Origin of the sequence: Rhodococcus sp. NPDC006774 (assembly GCF_040636045.1) — a bacterium.
Classification (GTDB): Bacteria; Actinomycetota; Actinomycetes; order Mycobacteriales; family Mycobacteriaceae; genus Rhodococcoides.
The window spans coordinates 1-21,622 of the sequence record NZ_JBEYIW010000022.1; the positions used below are offsets into that span (position 1 = coordinate 1).

Consider the following 21,622-nt stretch of genomic DNA (forward strand, 5'->3'; position numbering starts at 1 on the left):
TCTCGGTGCACACCCGCTGGATCGAAACCGAATGGGACAACCAGGTCCCCCCGTTCACCGCCGGGCAACCCATCGACGACGACGAGGTCCTGCCGAGGCAGTCCGTGGTCGTCGAGGTCGGCGGACGACGCGTCGAGGTGTCCCTGCCCGGGGAACTGTCCCTCGGCGGTAACGGCGGCGGACCTGCAGGAGCAGTACGCCGCAAACCCAAAGCCCGCACCCGCGGCGGAGCCGGAGCAGGCGCGGCATCCGGCGATGCGGTCACCGCACCGATGCAGGGCACCGTGGTCAAAGTCGCCGTCGACGAAGGCCAAACCGTCGACGCCGGTGACCTCATCGCCGTCCTCGAAGCGATGAAAATGGAAAACCCCGTCAACGCCCACAAAGCAGGCACCATCACCGGCCTGACCGTCACCGCAGGCGACGCCATCACCCAAGGCACCGTCCTCGCAGAGATCAAGTAGGGGAGTGTCCGATGACTGCCCTTGCTGAATCGTTCGACGGTGGTACCTCGCCGGTCCATTCCACCGAGCTCGAAATCGTGTCCACAGTGCTGCGCATGGCGTCGGCCGCGCGCGTTCGTCTGGCGGAGGCACTGGACGCACAGGGGCTGAGCTGGGCGAGGTACGAGGTGCTGGAACTGGTGTCCAGGCGAGGGCCGATGTCCTACAGTGCGCTGTCGCGGGAGTTGGTACGGCACCGGACGAGTATCACCGCCACGACGGCCAGTCTCGTGGAGTCGGGGCTGCTGGTGCGGAGCGTCAATCCGCGAAATCGGCAGCAGTACATGGTCGAGGCCACCGACTCGGGGCACCGTGCGGTCGTTCGTGCCGAGCGTGCGCTCGAGCGCGCTCGGTCGAGGATGGCAGTCGATGCCGATTCGGCTCGGACGCTCGAGGTGTTGCGCGGCATCGAGAAACAGTGGAACGGCAGGCGTTGACCGGCGGGTGACAACAGCAGTTCGTCGACTCTGACATTCGAGTACCCCTGGAGGTGATACCCCCAGGGGTACTTGCATACCCCCTTGGGTATGTGCGAGGGTGGGCACGTTCGATCGTTCCGGGGTTTCGTCTGCCTCGTTCGATACCCCCACCCGTATAGGAGCACCATGTCGCTGCGCGATGCCGAAATTGTTCGTCCACCGGATGATCGGCCTGTGGCCGAGCCGGGCCTGCTCGGCCGCGCGGGCGGCTCGATGGTGACGCACCGTCGATGGGTGTTCGGCGTGTGGCTCATCGTGCTCGTGGCCCTCGGTTCGTTTGCGCCCTCGGTGTTCTCGTCTCTCGCCGGAGCGGGATGGCAGGCGAACGGATCCGAATCCGTACAGGTTCGAGAGCTGGCCCAGCAGCACTTCGGCGGCAATTCCTCGGCGGCGGTGCAGGTGGTCGTCCACTCCGACACGGCACCCATCACCGATGCCGCCGTTCAAGATGTGATTGCCGACGTGTCCGACGTATTCGCCGGTGACTCCAGATTCGGGGACGTCGTCGCCCCGCAACCGGGGATGACGATCAGCCCGGACGGCCGCACCGGCATCGTCATCGCCGGCGCGAACGGAACGACCGACGAGATGGTCAAAGCCGTCGACGATGTGAAGGAACGGTTGACCGCGCTCTCGGGCGACGGAATCGAGGTGTATCCCACCGGTTCCTCGGCCCTGTGGTCGGACTTCAACAAGGCGAACCACGATGCGATGATCCAGGCCGAACTGTTTTCGTGGCCCGTCACTCTGGCGATCATGGTGCTTGCCTTCGGGTCACTGGTAGCCGCGGGATTGCCGCTGCTGCTCACCGTCGCCGGGCTCGTCGCATCCGCCGGTGGTCTCGTCCTGCTGAACGGCGTCACGCCGATCTCGGTGTGGGCCATGAACTTCGCGATGATGTTCGCCCTCGCGCTCGGAATCGACTACGCGCTGTTCATCGTCGCTCGATTCCGTGATGCGTTGCGAAACGCCGACCCTCGGGCGGCAGTGGCCGAAACCATGGACACCGCAGGCAAAGCCGTCGTGTTGTCCGGTCTGACGGTGTTGGTGAGTCTGTCCGCAGTACTGCTCGTCCCTGCGCCTGCGGTGCGCACCATGGCTGTCGGGATCATGCTGGCCGTCGCCTTCGTGTTGCTGGCGACCATGACGCTGCTGCCTGCGGCATTGGGGGCGCTCGGACCGAAGGTCAACGCCGCATCGTTGCCGTACGCCAAGCGTCAGGAGCATCGATCCCCGAAGTTCGCAGCATGGGGCGAGTTGTTGCACAAGCACCCGTGGCCGTTCGCCGTCGTCTCCGTGGGGATTCTGATCGCCCTGGCACTTCCGGTGCTCGGCTTGAAGGTGGCGATGCCGTCCATCGCCGTGGTACCGGAAGATGCGCCGGTGCGGCAGGGCTACGAGTTGGTGCAGGCTCAATTCGGCCCGGGCGCACCGGGTTCGCTGCAGATCGTGGTTCCCGAAGCCGATGCTCTCGACACCGCGACTGCCGCTGCGGGGGTCGACGGGATCTCGATGGTGACGCCGCCACAGACCGCGACCGACGGATCGGGATATGCACTGCTGCAGGCAATTCCGTCAGTGGATCCGTCCGACGAAGCGATGGGCTCGATTCTTGACGATCTGCGCGCCACGCTGCCCGACTCGGCACTCGTCGGAGGAGCGCCTGCAGAGAACCTGGATCTTCAGCAGGCCTTGAACGACTACCTGCCGATCGTCGTCGGGATCATCCTCGTCCTCGGTTTCGTGCTGCTTCTGGTGGCGCTGCAGGCCCCGCTGATCGCGCTGCTCGGCACTCTGGTGAGCCTGCTGTCGACTGCCGCAGCCTTCGGAGTCGCCAAGTTGATCTTCCAGGACGGCCACGGCGCGTCACTGCTCGGCTTCACGCCGCAAGGATTCCTCGACGGCTGGGGCCCGGTGTTCTTCTTCGCGATGATCTTCGCCATCGCCATGGACTACACGGTGTTCCTGCTGGCCACCGCCAAGGAACACTACGAGCGCTCGGGTGATTCCAAGGTTGCTCAGGTCGACGGGTTGGCCCACTCGGGGCGGGTCATCTTTGCCGCAGCAGCGGTGATGGTGGCAGTGTTCTTCACGTTCGCACTGTCCGAACCGTTGCCACCCAAGGAGATGGGCATCATCCTCGGTGTCGCTGTACTGCTCGACGCATTTCTCGTTCGGCTCGTGCTGCTTCCTGTCCTGTTGCGGTTGACCGGGCACGGTGCCTGGTGGTCGCCGGCGTGGCTGCGCGCGGTGCTGCCCTCCATCCGCTTTTCGCACTGATACAACAATCTCCGAGGAGTCACCATGAACATCGCATTGTCCACCACGTTGACCGACACCGATTTCGACACTGCGATCGACAACACGAGGAAGGCGTTGTCGGAGCAAGGATTCGGTGTTCTCACCGAAATCGACATGCAGGCCACCCTGAAAGCCAAGCTCGGCGAGGACATGGAGCGCTACGTGATCCTCGGCGCCTGCAACCCGGGACTGGCTCATCGCGCCGTCGGAGTGATGAAGCAGATCGGTCTGCTGTTGCCGTGCAACGTGGTGGTCCGAGAGAACACGGCAGTGGTGGGATCCGTCGTCGTCGAGGCGATGAACCCGGCAATCATGGTCGAGGTCACCGGTGAGCCCGAGTTGGGTGCGGTCGCCTCCGAGGCCACCGCGAAACTGCAGGCAGCGATTGCGGCACTGGGCGGTACCGGATCCGATCACGCTTGATGCCCCCGGGGGTACCATCGGGTTCATTACCACAACCATCGAGGGGATCGACATGATCGGCGACGAAGACAGCATCGCACTGGTATTGAACCGGCTCAAGCGTGCGCACGGTCAGCTTGCCGGCGTGATCGGGATGATCGAGAACGGACGCGATTGCAAGGATGTGGTCACTCAGCTCGCCGCGGTCTCTCGCGCACTGGACAAGGCCGGATTCAAGATCGTGGCCACCGGTCTGCGTGAATGCATGACGGGTGAGAGTGCGGGCGAAAAGGAGCCGATGACCGAGGCCGAACTGGAGAAGCTGTTCCTGGCACTGGCCTGAGGTCGGGTCGAATCTCACGAGGGAGCGACGGGAGAGCGAACAGTGGGCGTCGTGTTCGCTCCGGGGCGGCGTTGCGGTCGACATCCGGTGAATTGGGCTGCATACTTGACTTTGTCCAGAAAAGCGGAGGATAGTATTACTGTGATGCCGATCTCACCGTACGCGGAGCTGTTACGCACCGCCGATATGCGCGTGACCCGACCCAGGGTCGCGGTGCTCGAGGTCGTCGGATCCAATCCTCATGCAGACACCGACACGATCCTCGGACTCGTGCGATCGGTGCTGCCCGAGGTGTCTCGGCAAACCGTGTACGACGTGCTCAATGCGTTGACCGCGGCGCGCCTCGTACGGCGAATCGAACCGGCAGGATCTCCCGCCCGGTACGAATCTCGTGTCGGCGACAACCACCACCACGCGGTGTGCCGCTCCTGCGGCGTCATCGCAGACGTGGACTGCGCGGTCGGCGAAACGCCGTGTCTCACCGCATCGGACTCCGTCGGTTTCACGATCGACGAGGCGGAAGTCATCTACTGGGGCTTCTGCGCACAGTGTTCGACTGCTCGGGGGCAGTCGACAGCTCCTGTTTCGTTCCCTCCCGGTTCTCGGATACAGCAGAGTTCGTGAACCGACCTCGATCACAGCCCGATCGTCACACCCTGGAAGGAAGCACGTGTCAGAAGATCACGTAACACGCGAAAAAGAGATGAACGAGGACCAGCCACAGGAGTCGGGTGGCAAGTGTCCCGTCATGCACGACTCGATGCCGATGCCCGTCGAGGGTGGCGGCAACCGTGAGTGGTGGCCCAAGGCTCTGAATCTCAAGATTCTCAAGAAGAACCCGGCCGTCGGCGACCCGATGGGTGCCGATTACGACTACGCAGCCGAGTTCAACTCCCTCGACCTCGCCGAGGTCAAGCGCGACATCGAAGCCCTCATGACCAACTCGCAGCCCTGGTGGCCTGCAGACTTCGGTCACTACGGCCCCTTCTTCATTCGCATGGCATGGCACGCAGCGGGCACGTACCGCAAGCAGGACGGACGTGGCGGTGCCGGAGCGGGCATGCAGCGCTTCGCACCCCTGAACAGCTGGCCGGACAACGCCAGCCTGGACAAGGCTCGTCGTCTGATCTGGCCGGTCAAGCAGAAGTACGGCCGTAAGCTCTCCTGGGCCGACCTCATCGTGCTCACCGGTAACGTCGCCATCGAGTCGATGGGCCTGCCCACCTACGGTTTCGCCGGCGGCCGCGTCGACGCCTGGGAGCCGGACGAGGACGTCTACTGGGGCCCGGAGCAGACCTGGCTCGGAGACGAGCGCTACAACGGTGACCGCACGAGTCTCGAAAACCCCTTGGCCGCAGTGCAGATGGGCTTGATCTACGTCAACCCCGAGGGCCCCAACGGCAACCCGGATCCGGTGCAGTCCGCACTGGACATCCGCGAGACGTTCGGCCGGATGGCCATGAACGACATCGAGACCGCGGCACTCGCCGTCGGTGGACACACCTTCGGTAAGACGCACGGTGCAGCGGATCCCGACGAGCACATCGGTGCCGAGCCCGAGGGTGCACCCATCGAGCAGATGGGCCTCGGCTGGAAGAACAGCTACCAGAGCGGTGTCGGTGCGGACGCGATCACCAGTGGCCTCGAAGTCATCTGGACCCCCACGCCCACCCAGTGGGACAACAGCTTCCTCGAGACGCTGTACGGATTCGAGTGGGAGCTGCACAAGAGCCCCGCAGGTGCGCACCAGTGGCGCCCGAAGAACGGCGAGGGCGCAGATCTCGTTCCCGATCCCGCCGACCCCACCAAGCGTCGCCACCCGTCGATGCTGACCTCCGACATCGCGATGCGCGTCGACCCGATCTACGAGCAGATCACCCGTCGCTGGCTCGATCATCCCGAGGAACTCGCAGAGGAGTTCCAGAAGGCCTGGTTCAAGCTCACCCACCGCGACATGGGCCCGGTCTCGCGCTACCTCGGCCCCGAGGTCCCGTCCGAGACTCTGCTCTGGCAGGACCCGATCCCGGCCGTCGATCACGAGCTGATCAACGACGCTCAGATCGCCGAGCTCAAGCAGGCGATCCTCGGTTCCGAACTGACTCAGGATCAGCTGATTTCGGCTGCCTGGGCCGCGGCGTCGTCGTTCCGCGTGAGCGACAAGCGCGGCGGTGCCAACGGTGGCCGTCTGCGCCTGCAGCCGCAGGCAGGCTGGGAGGTGAACGAGCCCGACGAGCTCGCACAGGTCATTCGTGTGCTCGAAGGAATCCAGCAGTCGTTCTCCGGAACGGTCTCGTTCGCCGATCTCGTCGTTCTCGGTGGCGTTGCCGCGCTCGAGCAGGCGTCCGGTGTCAGCGTGCCGTTCACCCCGGGTCGCATGGACGCGACGCAGGAGCAGACGGACGTCGATTCGTTCTCCGATCTCGAGCCGAAGGCCGACGGTTTCCGTAACTTCCTCGGCAAGGGCCAGAAGCTTCCGGCGGAGTACTCCCTCGTCGATCGGGCGAACCTGTTGTCGCTCAGCGCACCCGAGATGACCGTGCTCGTCGGCGGACTGCGTGTGCTCGGAGCCAACTTCGGCAAGTCGTCGCACGGCGTCCTGACCGACAAGGTTGGAACGCTCACCAACGACTTCTTCGTCAACCTGCTCGACATGGGCACCGAATGGGTCCCCACCGCGGAGGACGGCATCTACGAGGCCAAGGACGCGGCGACCGGTGAGAAGAAGTGGACCGGAACTCGTAACGACCTGGTGTTCGGATCGAACTCCGAATTGCGTGCTCTCGCAGAGGTTTACGCCTGCGACGACGCAAAGGACAAGTTCGTTGCGGACTTCGTCGCTGCCTGGGACAAGGTCATGATGCTCGATCGGTTCGAGCTCTCCTAGTTCTCTCTACCGAACTCGAAGTTATGGATGGAAACCGTGCTCGATCCATCCATAGCTTCGAGTTCGTCGTTATCGGTCCGTTACCTTTCGTTGCCAATTCGTGTCCTTCGTCCCCGACTCGCTGCAATTTCCGAGCGGCAGGCTACAAGACATGACACACGACGAGGGGGCGGCGGGAGCCGTCGACCACAACATGGACGAATCACGCAAGGGAGCATCCGGATTCGGGTCGTTCCTGGAGATGTTCCAGGACGCATCGACCGACAAGTCCGATCTCGAGCGCTGAGTCGGCGAAAAATTCAGCGAGTCCCGATCGTATTGGCGACCGATCCGATTCGCTCGATACTCAGTTCGACGCGATCGCCAGGGGCGATCCAGCGGTCGAGTTCGAGGCCGCATCCGCGAGGAAGCGTGCCGGACGTCAACAGCTCACCGGGATAGACGTTTTCGCCGCGACAAGCATACGCGAGGGATTCGCCGACCGAGTACCGCATGCCTGCGGTGCCGGTCGTCGACCACAGTTCGCCGTCGACCGTGACGGTGGCCGTCAACGAGTCCAGATTCGGCGTCACCTCGTCGGCGGTAACGATGTCGGCTCCCATGGAGCTGGCGAACGTCTTGGTCTTGACCACCGGACCGAACGGGGTGCGGCGCTGCTCCTCCCACTGGGTATCGCGGGCACTGATGTCGTCGAACACCACGTAGCCGCCGATCGCCGCGGTGGCCTCACGTTCGGATGCGTCGCGGACGGGCCTGGTCACCACGGCTCCGAACTCGAGCTCGAAATCCAGCGCCCGACTGTAGGACGGCCACTCGACCGGAGCCTCGTCGGCTACGACGGTGAGGTGGTTGCCGGTGTAGTAGACCGGATGATCTTCGAATCCCGGCCCCGGTCGAAGCGCTGGAAACGTCGATCGCGTGACGGCTTCGAATCCGCGGATGAAGGGAACGGCTTTCGGGAGGTTGCGACGAACCAGGTTGTGCGCAGCCAGATCCCAGTGAGCCTGCCAGCCGAGGAAGCAGCGAAGCGACGCCGGAACCACCGGAAGTGTCGGTGCCGGTCGGTCGATCACCGCGACTCCCTCGGACACCGCGCGCTGCACCACGGCCGAGGCCGCGTCGCGCGCACGTTCGCCGGCATCGAGAAACCCGAGCACGGTGCGGGTGAGTGCGCGTAGAGACTCGTCGGCACCCAACGTCGACACGGCGGCATCGAGATCGACCCACACCCCCGACTCGGGTGCGTACACGGCCAGGCGATCTGTCGAATCGGTAGCGATCAGGCGTCGCAATCGCACGTCAGGAAATCCGATCTCTGCGGGAGGGGGCCCTACAACGGTCGAGGAACCAGGAGTGTAAGCGGCAGCACGGCCGTGATGTCAAGACCTCCTCGTCGAGGACTAGCGTGGACACATGAGATCGCCTGTTCCCGAATATCTCGCGTCCGTGTTGGAGGACTGTCGACAGTTCGACGGGGGGACGGTGACCGAGGGCAACCCGGTTGTGGCCGCGGCGGATCCCGACACGTTCGCAGTCGCCCTCGCCACCGTCGGGGGATCGCTGCACGGAGCGGGTGATACCGACACCGAATTCTCGATCCAATCGATAGCCAAAGCCCTCGCGTACGCGGTCGCCATCGAGGACAACGGCATCGAGGCGGTGCTCGAGGCCGTCGACGTCGAACCGTCGGGCGACTCGTTCAACGAGATATCCCTGGAATCGGAGACCGGAAGACCGCGGAACCCGTTGATCAATGCCGGTGCGCTGGCGGTGCATTCGATGATCCGAGGCCGCGGGAGCGAAGAGCGGGCGGGGCGAATGACGGATCTTCTGAGCAGGATGGCCGGACGCGAACTCTCCGTCGACCGTCAGGTGTACGAGGCCGAACTGGAATCCGACGATCGGAACACCGCGATCGCACACCTACTGAAGTCGGTCGGCCATCTCGGAGCCGAGCCCGCCGATGTCGTCGACGGCTATGCGCGTCAGTGTGCGGTGACCGTGACCTGCAACGACCTCGCCAGGATCGCCGCGGTGATGGCGAACGGCGGGAAGGATCCCGAGACGGGCGAACAAGTACTCGACCCAGCGATCGATCGCCACGTGCTGGCGGTCATGGCGACCTGTGGAATGTACGACGGCAGTGGCAGCTGGCTTGCGACCGTGGGTATCCCGGCCAAGAGCGGAGTGGCCGGGGCGATCATCGGTGTGTTGCCGGGGCAGGTGGGGATTGCCGTGCTGTCGCCGAGACTGAACGAGCACGGCAACAGCGTGCGTGGGGTGGCGGTGTTCGAGAAGCTGTCACGCGATCTGGGTCTGCACATGATGCATGTCGCACCCAGCGGTGAATCGGCCGTCCGTAGCGTGACCGAGTCGGAGGGCGTGACCACCGTCGAGCTGCAGGGCGATCTTCGATTCGCGGGTGCAGAGGCGGTCACTGCTCGGTTGGTCGAAGGTTTCGGCGAAACCACCTGTACGACGGTCGATTTCAGTGAGGTCCGTGCTATCGACGGCTCGGCTCGACGGCTCCTGCGCGATGCGTTTCGTGCGCTGGAGGACGACGGTCACCGGGTCGTCGTCCGCGACCCCGACGGGTTCATGGAGTCGCCCGACCGGTCAGAGTCGGCCGGCGAGAATCATGTTCCAGTAGGACAGCGGTAGACCGTATCGGTCGAACGCCCAGGCGGAGCGCCTGGGTTTGAGCGGATCGACGAACGACGGCAACGATGGCGTCAGCGTTCCGGTGCGATCGAACTCGGCGGCGATCAAGCTGTGTGCGCCGAACGCGATGGGCGCGACGGTGTAGCCGTCGTACTCCGACAACGGTTGCCCGCTGCGCGCCGCGATCAGATTGTCGACGAGAATCGAAATCTGCTTGCGCAGTGCGCCACCCGAGGAGTCGGTGTCGATGGCTGCGCCGTCACCCGCGGCCCAGACCTCCGGGTAAACCTGGTGGCGCAGAGTCCGTCCGTCGATGTCGACGACACCGTGCGGCGCGGACCCGCTCAGGTTCGATTCCTGCAGCCATTTCGGACCGCGGAACGGCGGTACGAGGTGCAGCATGTCGTAGCCGAGGCGCTCGTCGACGCCGTCGTGGTCCGTGACGGTGATGTGTCCGCTGTCCGGGTGCAATGCCGTCACCGCAGTGCGGGTCAGGATTCGCACGCCGAGCTCGCGGAGCCGTGCGAGCACCGATTCGTCGAGTTGCGGGACACCCAGTAGTCGATCGCGGTCCACCACCAGCGTGATGTCGATTCCCGGCATGCGGCCGGTGCGGGTCCAGTGGTCTGCGGCGAGGAACAACGGCTTGAGCGTGGTGCCGGTGCACCCGACCGGTGGGCGCGGCACGGTGAACACCGCACTGCTGCGGGCAGGCAGATCGCGTACCAGCTGCCAGGTGCGTTCGGCTCGATCGAGGTAATTGCTGGTGACACTGGGGGATCGGAGAGCAGCCCACACCCCGGGCAGCGCGTCGTTGTCGACGACGAGGCCTTGACCGAGCACCAGATCGCGGTAGCCGTATTCTGTGCCCGAAGCACATCGCACCAGGCGGTTCACCGGGTCGATCGCTGTCGCCGAGTCTTCCAGCCAGACGCATCCGTTCGGAATCACCGAACGCTGGGTGCGCTCGGCCTCGGCCAGCGCCGCCTGACCGGAGCCCACGTACGACAACAGTGGGCGATAGGTGTGCACCTGCTTGGGCTCGAGCACCGCGACGTCGGTGATGCCCTTCTTCAGCAGTCGCGCTGCCGCACTGATGCCCGCGTTGCCGCCGCCGACGACGAGCACGTCGTAGGTCGTGTCAGGGGTGGTCACAGCAACACCTTTCGCGGATCGACGGGTGCCCGTACCGTCACCGAACGGATCACCTGGGGTCTGCTGTCGGCATGATCACTGGCTCGGTCGTCGATCGACGCACCTCGACGCGATCCGGTACGAGATCGATGCCGGACTGCTGCAGAGCTGGTGAAAGCACCACTGTCAGTTGCTGATTCCATCGTCCGAGTCGAATGGCGGTGGCATCGAGCACGGAGTGGACACCCGCGGAAACACCTGCCACCGACGACAGGTCGAGAATCAACGCTCGCCCGCGCTCGGCGGCCTCACCGAGCGTCTCGGCCAGAACAGGAACGTCCGAGTCACCGATCGTGCCGATCACTCGCACGACGATGTCGGCACCTGCGCTCTCGTCGACCGAGAGCGTCATTTCGGAATCGAGGCTCTGCGAGTCGGTCAGTGACGGAATCACTTCCGCGAGCGGGGACGTGATGGACGGTACGACGATCATGAACACTCTCCTGAGCAGCCGAACTCTTGCCCAGCGCGCGGGGGAGTCGACAGTCGACATACGGGGACCGCGGGCTACTCCTCAACCACGCTTCACAGGACTACCCGGGGTTGGGCGTTCGTAAGCCTCGAAACGGCAACGGGTTTGACTGCGGGCCCGACGGGAATACGACAACGATCGCTACACCGTGGGAGGCACGCCGATGACGACAGCCGAATCCGATTCCGTTCGAACCCTGACGTCGGTGCACGCCGATCCCGGCGTGTACGAACCGCAGGAGGATTCGCTTCTGCTGTGCGAAATCGCGGCCACGACGGGTGTTGTTCCCGGAGCGCGAGTGCTGGACATGTGCACCGGAAGTGGTGCGGTGGCCATCACCGCTGCACTGTTGGGTGCACGCGAGGTGGTGGCATTCGACATCGCACCCCGTGCAGTCCACTGTGCCCAGCGCAACGCGCGCTCGGTCGGGGTCGAGGTGGACGTCAGAGTGGGATCCTTGGCCGAGGCTGCCGAACTCGAACCGTTCGACGTGGTGCTCTGCAATCCTCCGTACGTTCCCTCCGAGGTCGTGCCGACCGGAATGGGGTTGCACCGTGCCTGGGACGCAGGCGAGGACGGCCGGATGGTGCTCGATCCACTGTGCCGAGCCGCTGCCTCCTTGCTGGCTCCGGGCGGGGTGTTGCTCGTCGTCCACTCGGAGTTCTCCGGACCGCGACGCACCGTGAACATGCTCGCCGACAACGGATTCTCGGTGGCGGAGGTCAGCAGACGAAGGATCGACTTCGGACCGGTGATGCATCGTCGCGCACAGTGGCTCGAAGCTCGTGGCGTACTGGCTGCCGGTCGTCGAACAGAGGAGTTGGTGGTTGTTCGTGGCGACAAACGATGACTCGGCAGCTGCTCGCACCACGGTGAGAATCGTTCGCGGCGGACCGATGCTGATCGACGGACCGGTGAATATCGAACTCGACGACGGTACGCGAGTGGAGTCCGATCGCTTCGTCGTCGCGGTGTGCACGTGTCGGCGCAGCAAGAACTATCCACTGTGCGACACGAGCCACCGAGCGAAGAGGCGACCCTCTCAGTCCAACGAGGACTGACCGGCAGACCATCGCCTCATCACGTGGTCGGCGAGTTCGTTCTCGACGAAATCCAATGCACGCATTCCGAACACCACGTCTTCCGCGAGTTCGGGCTCGTGGCGCAGAAGACTTCCGACCACGTCGTGACGTAGCACCTGCTCGTGCACGGCGTCGGCCTCGACGTGCTCGGCGTAGAACGCAATGCATGCCGCGGGGGCGTCGAGCCTCCGCAGCCCCTCGACATAGCGCTGCGAGCCGGGCGACGAGGTGATCTCGGTCGCGGCGAGGTGGCCGACCGTGGCACCGCGCAGACCCCGGTGCAAACCGAACAACGACATGAGATTGACCCAGGCCAGTGTCTGCGCCGGAACGCGATCGACGTAGCCGAGGTACGACGCATCGAGGTTTGCGGCCACCATCGATTCGGCCCACAGATGCTGGTGCAGTCGGTCGCCCTTGCCGCCGCCGTACTCGTCGAATTCGACTGCCACGTACGACGCCTTGGTCTGACCCGTCAATCGGGGGATGGCCCAGGCATGCGGATCGGCTTCCTTGAGGTGGTAGACGGACCGGTGCACGAAGTACTCGCACATCTGCTCCCATGTCCCCTCGTCGCGCAGGAACCATGACGGACCGGTTCCCGAGGTCGCCTCGACGGACAGCGCATCCATCTCCGCAACCGGGTCCGTGCCGGGTTCCACGTTCTCCCGTACGTACGTCAGGAAGGCGGATTCGAGCGCGGCTCGGAGTCGAAGGAGTTCGGGGTCCCATTCCCAGGCGTCTGCGACACCCTCGAACCCGCGGTAGTGCAGCTCGTAGCAGATAAGGAGTGACAGTTGCACGTCTCGTGACGTGGGATCGACCTCGGTCGGTGCCGGCGCGATCGCAGTCCCGTTCGGCTCACCCGCGGTCAGGCATCGGGTGATGGCCTCGGAGATCGGCCCACAGGGGGTGGGCAGTGCGGGAGAGCGAGCGGTGGACGGGTCGACTGAGAACAGCGCGGTCATAGTGGTGGCTACCCGCTGCGGGGCGGTACCAACCACTCACGGCGTCTGGGTTTGTCACCTGTCACAACAGGCAATGCGCAGTGCACGACATCGAACTTCGGAGTCGTTCCATCGGAAGGACCACATGCGCGCAGTGACCTGGCAAGGCAAGAGGAAAGTCAGCGTGGACACCGTTCCCGATCCGCGGATTGAACTGCCGACGGACGCGATCGTGAAGATCACGACCACCAACATTTGCGGTTCGGACCTGCATCTGTACGAAACACTCGGTGCCTTCATGGACGAAGGTGACATCCTCGGCCACGAGCCGATGGGCATCGTCGAGGAAGTCGGTTCGCAGACAGGCGATCTGGCAGTCGGAGACCGAGTGGTCATTCCGTTCCAGATTTCCTGTGGGCATTGCTACATGTGCAATTCGAGCCTGTACACCCAGTGCGAGACCACCCAGGTTCGTGAGCAGGGAATGGGCGCAGCACTGTTCGGCTTCTCCAAGCTCTACGGGCAGGTTCCCGGCGGTCAGGCCGAGTATCTCCGCGTCCCGCAGGCACAGTTCACCCACATCAAAGTGCCGGAGGGTCCGCCGGATTCGCGATTCGTCTACCTCTCCGATGTGTTGCCGACCGCATGGCAGTCCGTCGAATACGCGGCAATTCCCGACGGAGGATCGGTGACGGTTCTCGGTCTCGGGCCCATCGGAGACATGGCAGCACGCATCGCACAGTACAAGGGTGCGCGAGTGATCGCCGTCGACCTCGTTCCCGAGCGACTCGCCCGCGCCGAGGCACGGGGAATCGAGACGGTGAACCTGGCCGAGCACAGCGGTGGCGTCGGCGACGTCATTCGCGAGATGACCGACGGTCGGGGCACGGACTCGGTCATCGATGCGGTGGGCATGGAGGCGCACGGATCTCCGGTCGGCAAACTCGCGCAGCAGATCGTCGGAATGCTCCCGGACGCGGTCGCCGCGCCGATGATGCAGAAGGCCGGTGTCGATCGGCTCGGCGCGTTGTACTCGGCGATCGATATCGTCCGCCGCGGCGGAACCATCTCGATCATCGGGGTGTACGGAGGTATGGCCGATCCGCTGCCGCTGATGACCATGTTCGACAAGCAGATTCAGCTCCGCATGGGGCAGGCGAACGTCAAGAAGTGGGTCGACGACATCTTGCCGTTGCTCGGTGACGACGATCCTCTCGGTGTCGATTCGTTCGCCACACACGAGCTTTCGATCGAGGAAGCTCCGCATGCATACGAGATCTTCCAGAAGAAGCAGGACGGAGCGATCAAGGTCTTGCTGAAGCCCTAGTCGAGTGCTTCGAGTACAGCGATGCGGCCCGGAAGTTCACGGGCCGCATCGGTATTCGCAGAAGGATCGGTCGATCGTCGTCAGTCGACGGAGATGACATCCTTGGCGATTGCTGCCACGCGCGTCTGTCCTGCGGACACGACTCCGTGGCGGTTCTTGTGTGCCTCTTCGTACGTCACGACGGTGCGAACGTCGGCCGGGTTCGTGAGGTCCTTGATGGCGGCGACGGCGTCCGAAACGTTCAGCTCGTCGTAGTCCGCGATCGGCAACTCGTCGGCGTCCAGGGTTCCGCCGGCCGACCGTGCGGTGTGGATCGCGTCGGCGACCGAATCGACTCCCTCGCTGCGGGTGACGTCCTCGGCTGCCTCGAGTGCCGCGTCGCGACTTGCCGTCAGAGTCTTGACAGCCACGTCACCGGCGTGAGCGCCGCGGCCCAGAAGCGCTGCGAGGCGGTCCGGGGTGGCGCGAGCTGCGTCCAATGCGCGGTCGAGTCCGCGAGCCGACCAGGTTGCCGGTGCGTTGACGATCTTGACCGCGGTGCCTGCGGCGGCCTGGAACGGAGTACGACGCAACGCTGCGGGTCCGCCGAGGGCGTCTTCCGCGAGCACGGTCTCGAGCCACTCCACCGTTGCGCTGTGCGCCGTGACCAGCCGAGACGCCAGTGCGACGACGGTGGGCTCGTCGGCTGCCGTGGCCAGTGCCTTGATGTACTTGGCGCGGCCCAGGAGCTGCTGCTCCAGTGCGAGATCGCCCAGCAGGGCCTCGTCGAACGGCTGTGCCTGCTCCGCGACCGTCTTGACGGCAGCGAGTGTGCGGCCCAGGAACGGTGCGACGAGTTCGGGCAGTCCGCCGAGTCCGCGAAGGGCTTCCTCGATGGCTGCTGCGCGCTCGCGTCCGTTCGCGGCGTTCTGAGTCAGCTCCCTGCGTACCGCCTCGGTGCGCGCCTGAACGACGCGAGTTTCCGCGATCTGGATTTCGGTGTTCGTCAGCTGCAGTGCGATGCGCAACTGCGCGACCAACGTGGATGTGCTCATGGTGCTCCCCTTTCGGTCGGGTGGTCGATTTTCTCTGGCCGATGCCTGTGGGTCACAGCGTGATGCTCGGCCCTGACAGCAGCGTTACCCGTGAGTAGGTTCGGTCAAACTGATGTGTGCGATATGTGAACATCGACACGTACCCTTCGGTCTTGTCTCGCGCCCGCCTGCTCCGGCGGTTTCGATCGGCTGCCGACTGGACATCCGACATCGATGAACACCGCGCTGTACACAGCAACTGTCTCTGCCACCGCAACGGGAGTCACCTCCGACGACGGCGTCCTCTCGCTCGGTGTGCGCGAACCCGAGCAACTCGGTGGGCCGGGGCAGTGCACCAACCCCGAGCAGCTGATGGCCGCCGCACTGTCGAGCTGCCTGGTCGAATCTCTGCGTATCGCCCTCGGAACCGTCGGAGGCAGCGTCGACGATCTTGCGGTGAAGGGCACCGTCGTACTCACCGACTCCGACGCATCCGGTTACGACGCGAGGTTCGCCCTCGCGGTTTCTCTCCCGGGCACCGACGACGCCGAAGCAGTGTTGGCGCAGGCAAAGTCGATCTGCCCGTTTCTCAAGGTCATCGACGGAGTGGACATCACCCTTGAATGAGGCCGTGACGGTCGGCGTGTACTTCGGTGCCCGCGCGAGATGACCGCGTGATGACCTCGATACGCACCCGGGCAGCGCGGGGAGTCGGCGCGATCAAAGCTGGATTCGCCCGCGAGGACACCACCTTGATCGCGGGCGGACTCACCTTCTACGCCGTCATCGCCGTGGTGCCGCTGCTGCTTCTCACCATCCGCGCCTGCACCCTGTTGGTGTCGGCGGACTGGGTCCGTGGCGGATTCGACGCCATGTCGGCGTTGCTGCCCGACGCCCTCGGTGCGCGCGCGGCAGTGGATGGATTGGCTACGGCCGGAGTCGAACTCGGACCGATCGGCGTCCTGATCGCCATATTTCCCGCGACGTTCTACGGTGAGGGTCTGCGACGGGCGATCGTGCGGTTCGCACCGACTCGAGAATCGTTCACCGGTTGGCGCGGCCGGCTTGCGATGGTGCCGTTCTTCGCCGCGGCACCGGTCCTACTGGCCGGCGTCCTCTGCGTTGCGCGGTTGCTCGACGCATTGACCGGGGGCGGCGGAATCGGTGCCATGACGCTGCGCGTGTTCCTCGGCTTCAACTGCCTGTGGTTGATCCTGTCGGTCCCGTTGGCGTGGACCTATCGCGTGATCGCGCCTCGCGCGGTGGGCTGGCGGGCGTTGATCGTCGGATCACTCGTCACCTCGTCCATCGTCACCGGATTCGTACACGGATTCATCTTGTTCCTGGCGATTCCGGTGGACCTGGGTGCGCCGTTCGGAGGCCTCACCGCTATCGGCGGCGGGGTGGCAATCATGTTGTGGATGTTCGTGTTCCATGTGCTGGCTCTCGCCGGCTGGCTGGTCACTGCCGAGTTCGATCGGCTCGACGATGCAACCCGAACATCAACTGGGTGAACCCGACGACCGCGAGTGCGCACGTCACCGACATTCCGATGGTCGCCGATGTTCCGGCAGCAGCCGGGGCGGCACCGGCGACAGTCGCCGTGACCGCAGCCGCTATCACCCGCGAGGGACGCTCCCACACCGTCAGGAAGCCGACATCCTCGATGCCGGAACCCACTGCGCGGGCACGGGCCATCTCGTGCAGCAACGTCGTCACGCCCACCGCGACGACGAGCGGCATCGGGGCTCCGAGAGCAAGACCGCTGGCCAGTAGCAGCAGGTCGCTGCAGCGATCGGCGACGGTGTCGAGCAGGTACCCCCATTGGGATTGGGAACGGCCGATCATCGCGACTCCGCCGTCGATACCGTCGAGCAGGCCGGAGATCACGATCAGTACAGCTGCGATCAGTGGTGCCGAGGTGCCGGGTCGCGACAGAGCCACTGCCGCTCCTGCCACGACGACGGCGGTGAGGGTGACGGCGTGAGCGGAGACGGACGCGCGCACCAGCGGCGCGCTCAACGAGTAGACGACACGGAGCCAACCCGAGACCAGCGCGGACGAGGATGGATCGATGTGGTTGTGCAGCGTCGACCACGTCGACAGATACTCCTCGCGAGTCGCCGGCCGTGCCGGAATACGCTGCTGCTTCGACGTACTGCGCTGATTGACCATCGAGGACCCTTGCTCGGCACTGACTGAGAGGAACTCGACGAGCGGGTGACCGGCGTGTGCGCGTCGAGACTTCGAGGCGGAGTACCCGCCCACAGCGTTCTCAATCCGCACCCCGGCCGAGTCCCCGGCCGAGTCCTCAGTCGTCTTCGGAGTTGCTCGCTCTCCTGCGTGCTTTCAGTCGCGAGATCTTGATGCCGACGGCAGCGAACACGAGCAGCCATCCCGAGATCAACACTCCGCCACCGACGAACGCCGCTCGGCGCAGCGGATGTTCGTCGGCATACACGTATCCGACTGTGCCCCAGATCAATGCAACCAAGGCGATGATCGCCATCATCCAGATCATCGAATACAGCGTTCTGTTCATTGTCCACCCGACCTTGCTGTTACGTCGTCCCCGACGAGCGCGGACTCCCATTCTTCCATCAGTGGCCACCACACCGTATTCGCCATCACCAGGACAGATTCGGTTGATGTTCGCCGGTCGAGATCCCGAATTCGACGGCCGTGCGGTGCATGTGCCCGAAGAGCTCTCCGGCCACGTCGAGCGGATCGCGACCGAGCGCATCGGCCCACCGCGCCGCACGCGCACTCGAACGCGAACTGCGACACTCGACGACACCGCTGCCGCCGACGTCCACGGTCATGCGATCGGCGCCGGTTGCCAGCATTCGGCGCAGAGCGTGATCACCGAACAACACGAGTCCGCGCACGTGCACGACGACGTGGCTGCGACCGGTGTCGGCAGGGCGACCGAGATGAATGCGTGGGTCGACGTCGCCCCACGGCTCTCGCAACGTCGCCGCGTCCGGACCGTCCATCCACACCGCGCAATCTCGCTCGCGCAGAACGGAACCGACGGTGGCGAGCAGCGAAGCCGAACTGTGTCCGGCGGAATCGACGATCACGACGATCTCGGGCACGGCGTAGACGAGCCCGTGCGTGCGAGCGGCCGGGTCGGTGATGCGCGAGGACAGCATCAGGGCTTCGAGATTCTTGCGTTCGCGATCCCCGCCCGTCCGCTCGGCCCATTCGGGTCCGTCGTGCCAGGCGACCGCTCGGGGCAGGTGCGCGAGGACGGCGCCTGCGTCGTACGCGCGATGTGCGAAATCCCAGTCCTCTCCGCCGTATCCGACGAATGTCTCGTCGAATCCACCGATCTCGGAGAACAGCTGACGGCTGCACGACATGACGGCGCTGATGATGTACCGGTACGAACGTCGATCGGCGTCGAGCAGGTTTCGCGAGTGGGAATACCCGTCCCGAAGCCACGCAGGCTCGGACAACTCCGGCGGCCCGGACGATCCGCCGCCGAACCATCCGGCCACGTCCTCGGCGGACCAGCCCGTCAGATCGGCGTGGCGTCGCCGACCCACGGTGAGGGCATCGGGAAGGGCCCCTGTCAGCCGTACCGATTCCGCGATGTACCCGGGTTCGGGGACGGTGTCCGCGTCCAGAAAACACAGGATCTCCCCGTCGGCGACCGATGCGCCGAGATTGCGCGCAGCCGCTGCGCGAAAGCCGAGATCCTCCTGTCGAACGACGGTGATGTCGAGAGCGGGCCGAAAGGCATCGACGTCCGGTGCTTCGGGGGACCCGTCGTCGGCCACGATCACCTGTAGCAGGGAGGCCGAGTAGCTCTGCAGTGTGAGCGCAGTGAGTACGAACTCCAGCTGACGCTGCTGGCGAAAGTACGGGATCACCACGGACACTCGCGGATCCCGATCGACGGGCTCGGCGAGATCCCACCGATTGCTCGGTACCACCCACCGGCCGTCGGGTAGCTCCGTCGCCGTTGTCGCACATCGTTCGTCGAACAATCCGCGGTACAGCGCGGCGGCCTGCTCGAGCGTGGGGTAGGTGACCACGTCGTGCTGCTGCCATGTCCTGTCGGGATGGAGCAGAGCCTCTGCCATCGCAGCGGCGAGAGACTCGACCGAATTCTCGTGAATCCACAGCGCGCCGGGGGAGTTGGCCTCCATTTCCTCCACGTATCGACCGCGCGGGACGAGTGGCCGACGGCCTGCCGCGATCCAGGAATTGATCGAACCCGATGCCGATACGTGTCGGTGGAATGCGACGGGAATCGCAACCGACCGCAGGAGCTCGTTCAGCGCGACATCGGGAACGAAACCGGTGGAGGTGAACGATCGCCCGAGTTGCTCTGCAGCACGACCGAGTTCGCCGATCATCGATTCGTGGCCCGGTGACGCCGACCCGATCGAGAGAACGTCGACATCGGTGTCCAGCGACGTCATGGCATCGAGTACCTCCTCGTGCCCCTTGCCCGGATAGACGAATCCGAGTATTCCGACGATTCTTCGCGGGGCGACGCGGTCCTCGGTCCGCGCCGCCGCGCGTCCGATCGGGAGCGGGATCACCCGAACGTCGTGCCGACGATCCAGGACGTCCTCGAGCAGCAGCCGCTCGTGCATGCTGGAGACGACGACGGCCGAGGCGCAGTGTGCTACCCGTCGATAGCAGTCCTTCCGCGCCTCGAACGCGTGGCCGTCGGATGCCTGCGGAACATCGTGCACCGTGACGGTGATCGGTGCACGGTGCCGCTGCGCGAAGGCGACGAAAGCATCCGCTGCCTCCCCTGCAGTTCGGCCGAACAGCCGGTCGGTGAAGTGCACGTGGAGGGGAGTGTCGAGCGGAGGATGCTCGAGATCCGACACCACCGGACTCGCTGTTGCGGAAGCCAATTCGCGTGCGCAGCGGACGACACCGTGCTCGTTCGGCCCCATCACCAGATGATGTACCGTGCCGGTCACGGTGTCAGCTCCAGTGTTCGGATCAGCTCCGCGTGCCGTTCGAGCGCCGCACCGACGAATTCGGGACGATCTGCGTACCACTGCAGGTGAGCGCGGTGAACGGAATCCGGCGACAGAGGATCGCCTTCCACCGACCAATTCGGCCGGGAATCACCCTGCAGGCCAAGTGCATTCAGCACGCGTCTCTCGACTGGCGCGCGAACACCTCCGAGCAACTCGCGTCCCGGATCCCGGACCGTGCTGCCGGTATCCAACTGATCGAGTATCCGTTGGGCGAGGGCACAGAGCACCACATTGGTCGCATGGTTGATCGTGTGGGTGGCGTTGCTCCCGGCACCTCCGAACAGATCGGAGGCGACGATATCGGTGTCCCGGCGTTCGCGTCGCCGCAACTCGTCGAGGCTCGCCTCGGCTGCCTGTCGCAGACCGTCGTCCGAGACCGATCGATCCCAGTCCTCGTCGCCGCCGAGGCCGCGACGGGCGGCGAGAATCGTCCGTAAGTCGTGGTACGGCACCATGTTCGGGACCGCAGCGGGGTCGCTCGGGTGTCGAACGATGACTTGGAAGGGGTGCAGCCCCGCGTATCTGAGCACCGGCCACCGGACGACGGTGGCGTCGGGTGCGAGTGCTTCCGTGAGGTCGGGCACCCCCAGCGGCAGTGACCGATAGCCGGCTCGTACCGGCTGGGTGAGCAGCACCGACGCCTGACGCACGAGGCGGTCGACGTGGGGCAGGTCCGAGGATTCCAGCTCGTGCACAGGAGGGATGCGCACCGTGCGCAGCGGCATGGCCGGATCGGAAGCGAGGAGGATACGCAGCGCCTCGGCCTGGCAATTTCCCCAGACGAGCAGAAGCGGTCTGTCGTCCTGGGCGCGGAGACCCGGGTTGTCCGCCAGTTCGTAGAAGTCGCCGTAGTGGCGGGTGCGACCGTCCATGCTTGCCCCGACGTCGTGTGCTCGTTCGTGTTGGACCATTCTCTCGTCAACGTAGACCCGGTGAACGGGCTTCGCCAACCCCGATTGAATCCGGGTGCAACTGGGTACTGGCAACGTATCGCGTGTCGGG

23 protein-coding genes are annotated in these 21,622 nt (G+C 64.9%); 14 read left to right on the forward strand and 9 right to left on the reverse strand.

Features of this window, described 5'->3' with window-relative positions; translation table 11 throughout:
- The 8 genes from ABZ677_RS23365 to ABZ677_RS23400 form a co-directional block, all read left to right on the forward strand.
- On the forward strand, positions 1-464 hold a 464-nt coding region (locus ABZ677_RS23365; protein WP_358373747.1), incomplete at its 5' end, for a biotin/lipoyl-containing protein.
- Positions 465-475: 11 nt separating this feature from the next.
- Positions 476-940: a MarR family transcriptional regulator gene (locus tag ABZ677_RS23370; protein WP_052047656.1), complete on the forward strand. Its 465-nt coding sequence runs from the start codon at positions 476-478 to the stop codon at positions 938-940.
- A 255-nt stretch (positions 941-1,195) separates the two neighbouring features.
- A complete protein-coding gene (locus ABZ677_RS23375) occupies positions 1,196-3,262 on the forward strand; it encodes an MMPL family transporter (protein ID WP_358373870.1) in 2,067 nt (688 codons plus the stop codon).
- Between the two features lie 24 nt (positions 3,263-3,286).
- Positions 3,287-3,706 carry a DUF302 domain-containing protein gene (locus ABZ677_RS23380; RefSeq protein WP_094739585.1) on the forward strand — a complete coding sequence of 140 codons (420 nt, stop codon included), beginning with the start codon at positions 3,287-3,289 and terminating at the stop codon, positions 3,704-3,706.
- Positions 3,707-3,758: 52 nt separating this feature from the next.
- Positions 3,759-4,028 (forward strand): metal-sensitive transcriptional regulator, encoded by a 270-nt coding sequence (locus ABZ677_RS23385; protein WP_032397635.1) that lies wholly within the window; start codon positions 3,759-3,761, stop codon positions 4,026-4,028.
- A gap of 144 nt (positions 4,029-4,172) precedes the next feature.
- The gene (locus ABZ677_RS23390; RefSeq protein ID WP_094633595.1) at positions 4,173-4,652 is read left to right on the forward strand and encodes a Fur family transcriptional regulator; all 480 of its coding nucleotides are present in this window, start codon (positions 4,173-4,175) and stop codon (positions 4,650-4,652) included.
- A 79-nt stretch (positions 4,653-4,731) separates the two neighbouring features.
- Positions 4,732-6,912, forward strand: a complete 2,181-nt coding sequence (gene katG, locus ABZ677_RS23395) for a catalase/peroxidase HPI (protein WP_358373752.1) — start codon at positions 4,732-4,734, stop codon at positions 6,910-6,912.
- Positions 6,913-7,063: 151 nt separating this feature from the next.
- On the forward strand, positions 7,064-7,198 hold the full coding sequence (locus ABZ677_RS23400; RefSeq protein ID WP_255138680.1) for a hypothetical protein: 135 nt from the start codon (positions 7,064-7,066) through the stop codon (positions 7,196-7,198).
- Positions 7,199-7,211: 13 nt separating this feature from the next.
- Here the strand turns inward: ABZ677_RS23400 and ABZ677_RS23405 are convergent, their stop codons facing one another.
- Entirely contained in the window at positions 7,212-8,210 is a 999-nt protein-coding gene (locus tag ABZ677_RS23405) for a fumarylacetoacetate hydrolase family protein (protein WP_358373756.1), read from the reverse strand.
- A gap of 115 nt (positions 8,211-8,325) precedes the next feature.
- Between ABZ677_RS23405 and glsA the strand changes: the two genes are divergently transcribed.
- Positions 8,326-9,573 (forward strand): glutaminase A, encoded by a 1,248-nt coding sequence (glsA, locus tag ABZ677_RS23410; RefSeq protein WP_094739582.1) that lies wholly within the window; start codon positions 8,326-8,328, stop codon positions 9,571-9,573.
- Here glsA and ABZ677_RS23415 read toward each other — a convergent pair.
- Positions 9,529-10,728 carry an FAD/NAD(P)-binding oxidoreductase gene (locus ABZ677_RS23415; RefSeq protein WP_358373760.1) on the reverse strand — a complete coding sequence of 400 codons (1,200 nt, stop codon included), beginning with the start codon at positions 10,726-10,728 and terminating at the stop codon, positions 9,529-9,531. The genes glsA and ABZ677_RS23415 overlap by 45 nt on opposite strands.
- Positions 10,729-10,777: 49 nt before the next feature.
- Positions 10,778-11,200: a hypothetical protein gene (locus tag ABZ677_RS23420; protein ID WP_358373763.1), complete on the reverse strand. Its 423-nt coding sequence runs from the start codon at positions 11,198-11,200 to the stop codon at positions 10,778-10,780.
- 202 nt (positions 11,201-11,402) lie between these two features.
- Here ABZ677_RS23420 and ABZ677_RS23425 point away from each other — a divergent pair, with 202 nt between their 5' ends.
- Together ABZ677_RS23425 and ABZ677_RS23430 are read left to right on the forward strand one after the other, a co-directional pair.
- Positions 11,403-12,089, forward strand: coding sequence for a HemK2/MTQ2 family protein methyltransferase (locus tag ABZ677_RS23425; protein WP_037190639.1), 687 nt, complete (start codon positions 11,403-11,405; stop codon positions 12,087-12,089).
- A gap of 46 nt (positions 12,090-12,135) precedes the next feature.
- A complete protein-coding gene (locus ABZ677_RS23430) occupies positions 12,136-12,300 on the forward strand; it encodes a CDGSH iron-sulfur domain-containing protein (RefSeq protein ID WP_082323658.1) in 165 nt (54 codons plus the stop codon).
- On the opposite strand, the gene ABZ677_RS23435 is transcribed toward ABZ677_RS23430, so the two are convergent.
- Positions 12,282-13,289, reverse strand: a complete 1,008-nt coding sequence (locus ABZ677_RS23435) for an iron-containing redox enzyme family protein (RefSeq protein ID WP_358373767.1) — start codon at positions 13,287-13,289, stop codon at positions 12,282-12,284. The genes ABZ677_RS23430 and ABZ677_RS23435 overlap by 19 nt on opposite strands.
- 124 nt (positions 13,290-13,413) lie before the next feature.
- Between ABZ677_RS23435 and ABZ677_RS23440 the strand changes: the two genes are divergently transcribed.
- Positions 13,414-14,595 carry a zinc-dependent alcohol dehydrogenase gene (locus tag ABZ677_RS23440; protein WP_358373770.1) on the forward strand — a complete coding sequence of 394 codons (1,182 nt, stop codon included), beginning with the start codon at positions 13,414-13,416 and terminating at the stop codon, positions 14,593-14,595.
- Between the two features lie 80 nt (positions 14,596-14,675).
- Here the strand turns inward: ABZ677_RS23440 and ABZ677_RS23445 are convergent, their stop codons facing one another.
- Positions 14,676-15,629 carry a ferritin-like domain-containing protein gene (locus ABZ677_RS23445; protein ID WP_358373773.1) on the reverse strand — a complete coding sequence of 318 codons (954 nt, stop codon included), beginning with the start codon at positions 15,627-15,629 and terminating at the stop codon, positions 14,676-14,678.
- 213 nt (positions 15,630-15,842) lie between these two features.
- On the opposite strand from ABZ677_RS23445, the gene ABZ677_RS23450 reads away from it, so the two are divergent.
- A complete protein-coding gene (locus tag ABZ677_RS23450) occupies positions 15,843-16,235 on the forward strand; it encodes an OsmC family protein (RefSeq protein WP_037190645.1) in 393 nt (130 codons plus the stop codon).
- A 50-nt stretch (positions 16,236-16,285) separates the two neighbouring features.
- Complete coding sequence (locus ABZ677_RS23455) at positions 16,286-17,122, forward strand: YihY/virulence factor BrkB family protein (protein WP_037190646.1); 837 nt, start codon at positions 16,286-16,288, stop codon at positions 17,120-17,122.
- Here ABZ677_RS23455 and ABZ677_RS23460 read toward each other — a convergent pair.
- The 4 genes from ABZ677_RS23460 to ABZ677_RS23475 all read right to left on the reverse strand — a co-directional run bounded on the left by ABZ677_RS23460 (position 17,070) and on the right by ABZ677_RS23475 (position 21,492).
- Positions 17,070-17,894 carry a CDP-alcohol phosphatidyltransferase family protein gene (locus tag ABZ677_RS23460; RefSeq protein ID WP_094739576.1) on the reverse strand — a complete coding sequence of 275 codons (825 nt, stop codon included), beginning with the start codon at positions 17,892-17,894 and terminating at the stop codon, positions 17,070-17,072. The two genes, ABZ677_RS23455 and ABZ677_RS23460, sit on opposite strands and share 53 nt — an antisense overlap.
- Before the next feature lie 25 nt (positions 17,895-17,919).
- Positions 17,920-18,150: a hypothetical protein gene (locus ABZ677_RS23465; RefSeq protein ID WP_230596266.1), complete on the reverse strand. Its 231-nt coding sequence runs from the start codon at positions 18,148-18,150 to the stop codon at positions 17,920-17,922.
- 85 nt (positions 18,151-18,235) lie between these two features.
- A complete protein-coding gene (locus ABZ677_RS23470) occupies positions 18,236-20,557 on the reverse strand; it encodes a glycosyltransferase (protein WP_358373778.1) in 2,322 nt (773 codons plus the stop codon).
- Positions 20,554-21,492: a WcbI family polysaccharide biosynthesis putative acetyltransferase gene (locus ABZ677_RS23475; RefSeq protein WP_358373781.1), complete on the reverse strand. Its 939-nt coding sequence runs from the start codon at positions 21,490-21,492 to the stop codon at positions 20,554-20,556. The genes ABZ677_RS23470 and ABZ677_RS23475 overlap by 4 nt, the downstream gene beginning before the upstream one ends.
- Between the last annotated feature and the right edge of the window lie 130 nt (positions 21,493-21,622).

Bases quoted from the DNA above. Each gene is read 5' to 3' on its own strand.
- ABZ677_RS23370 (WP_052047656.1), top strand. From the start codon at position 476: ATGACTGCCCTTGCTGAATCGTTCGACGGTGGTACCTCGCCGGTCCAT.
- ABZ677_RS23375 (WP_358373870.1), top strand. From the start codon at position 1,196: ATGGTGACGCACCGTCGATGGGTGTTCGGCGTGTGGCTCATCGTGCTC.
- ABZ677_RS23380 (WP_094739585.1), top strand. From the start codon at position 3,287: ATGAACATCGCATTGTCCACCACGTTGACCGACACCGATTTCGACACT.
- ABZ677_RS23385 (WP_032397635.1), top strand. From the start codon at position 3,759: ATGATCGGCGACGAAGACAGCATCGCACTGGTATTGAACCGGCTCAAG.
- ABZ677_RS23390 (WP_094633595.1), top strand. From the start codon at position 4,173: ATGCCGATCTCACCGTACGCGGAGCTGTTACGCACCGCCGATATGCGC.
- katG (WP_358373752.1), top strand. From the start codon at position 4,732: ATGAACGAGGACCAGCCACAGGAGTCGGGTGGCAAGTGTCCCGTCATG.
- ABZ677_RS23400 (WP_255138680.1), top strand. From the start codon at position 7,064: ATGACACACGACGAGGGGGCGGCGGGAGCCGTCGACCACAACATGGAC.
- glsA (WP_094739582.1), top strand. From the start codon at position 8,326: ATGAGATCGCCTGTTCCCGAATATCTCGCGTCCGTGTTGGAGGACTGT.
- ABZ677_RS23420 (WP_358373763.1), bottom strand. From the start codon at position 11,200: ATGATCGTCGTACCGTCCATCACGTCCCCGCTCGCGGAAGTGATTCCG.
- ABZ677_RS23425 (WP_037190639.1), top strand. From the start codon at position 11,403: ATGACGACAGCCGAATCCGATTCCGTTCGAACCCTGACGTCGGTGCAC.
- ABZ677_RS23430 (WP_082323658.1), top strand. From the start codon at position 12,136: ATGCTGATCGACGGACCGGTGAATATCGAACTCGACGACGGTACGCGA.
- ABZ677_RS23435 (WP_358373767.1), bottom strand. From the start codon at position 13,289: ATGACCGCGCTGTTCTCAGTCGACCCGTCCACCGCTCGCTCTCCCGCA.
- ABZ677_RS23440 (WP_358373770.1), top strand. From the start codon at position 13,414: ATGCGCGCAGTGACCTGGCAAGGCAAGAGGAAAGTCAGCGTGGACACC.
- ABZ677_RS23445 (WP_358373773.1), bottom strand. From the start codon at position 15,629: ATGAGCACATCCACGTTGGTCGCGCAGTTGCGCATCGCACTGCAGCTG.
- ABZ677_RS23450 (WP_037190645.1), top strand. From the start codon at position 15,843: ATGAACACCGCGCTGTACACAGCAACTGTCTCTGCCACCGCAACGGGA.
- ABZ677_RS23455 (WP_037190646.1), top strand. From the start codon at position 16,286: ATGACCTCGATACGCACCCGGGCAGCGCGGGGAGTCGGCGCGATCAAA.
- ABZ677_RS23465 (WP_230596266.1), bottom strand. From the start codon at position 18,150: ATGAACAGAACGCTGTATTCGATGATCTGGATGATGGCGATCATCGCC.
- ABZ677_RS23475 (WP_358373781.1), bottom strand. From the start codon at position 21,492: ATGGACGGTCGCACCCGCCACTACGGCGACTTCTACGAACTGGCGGAC.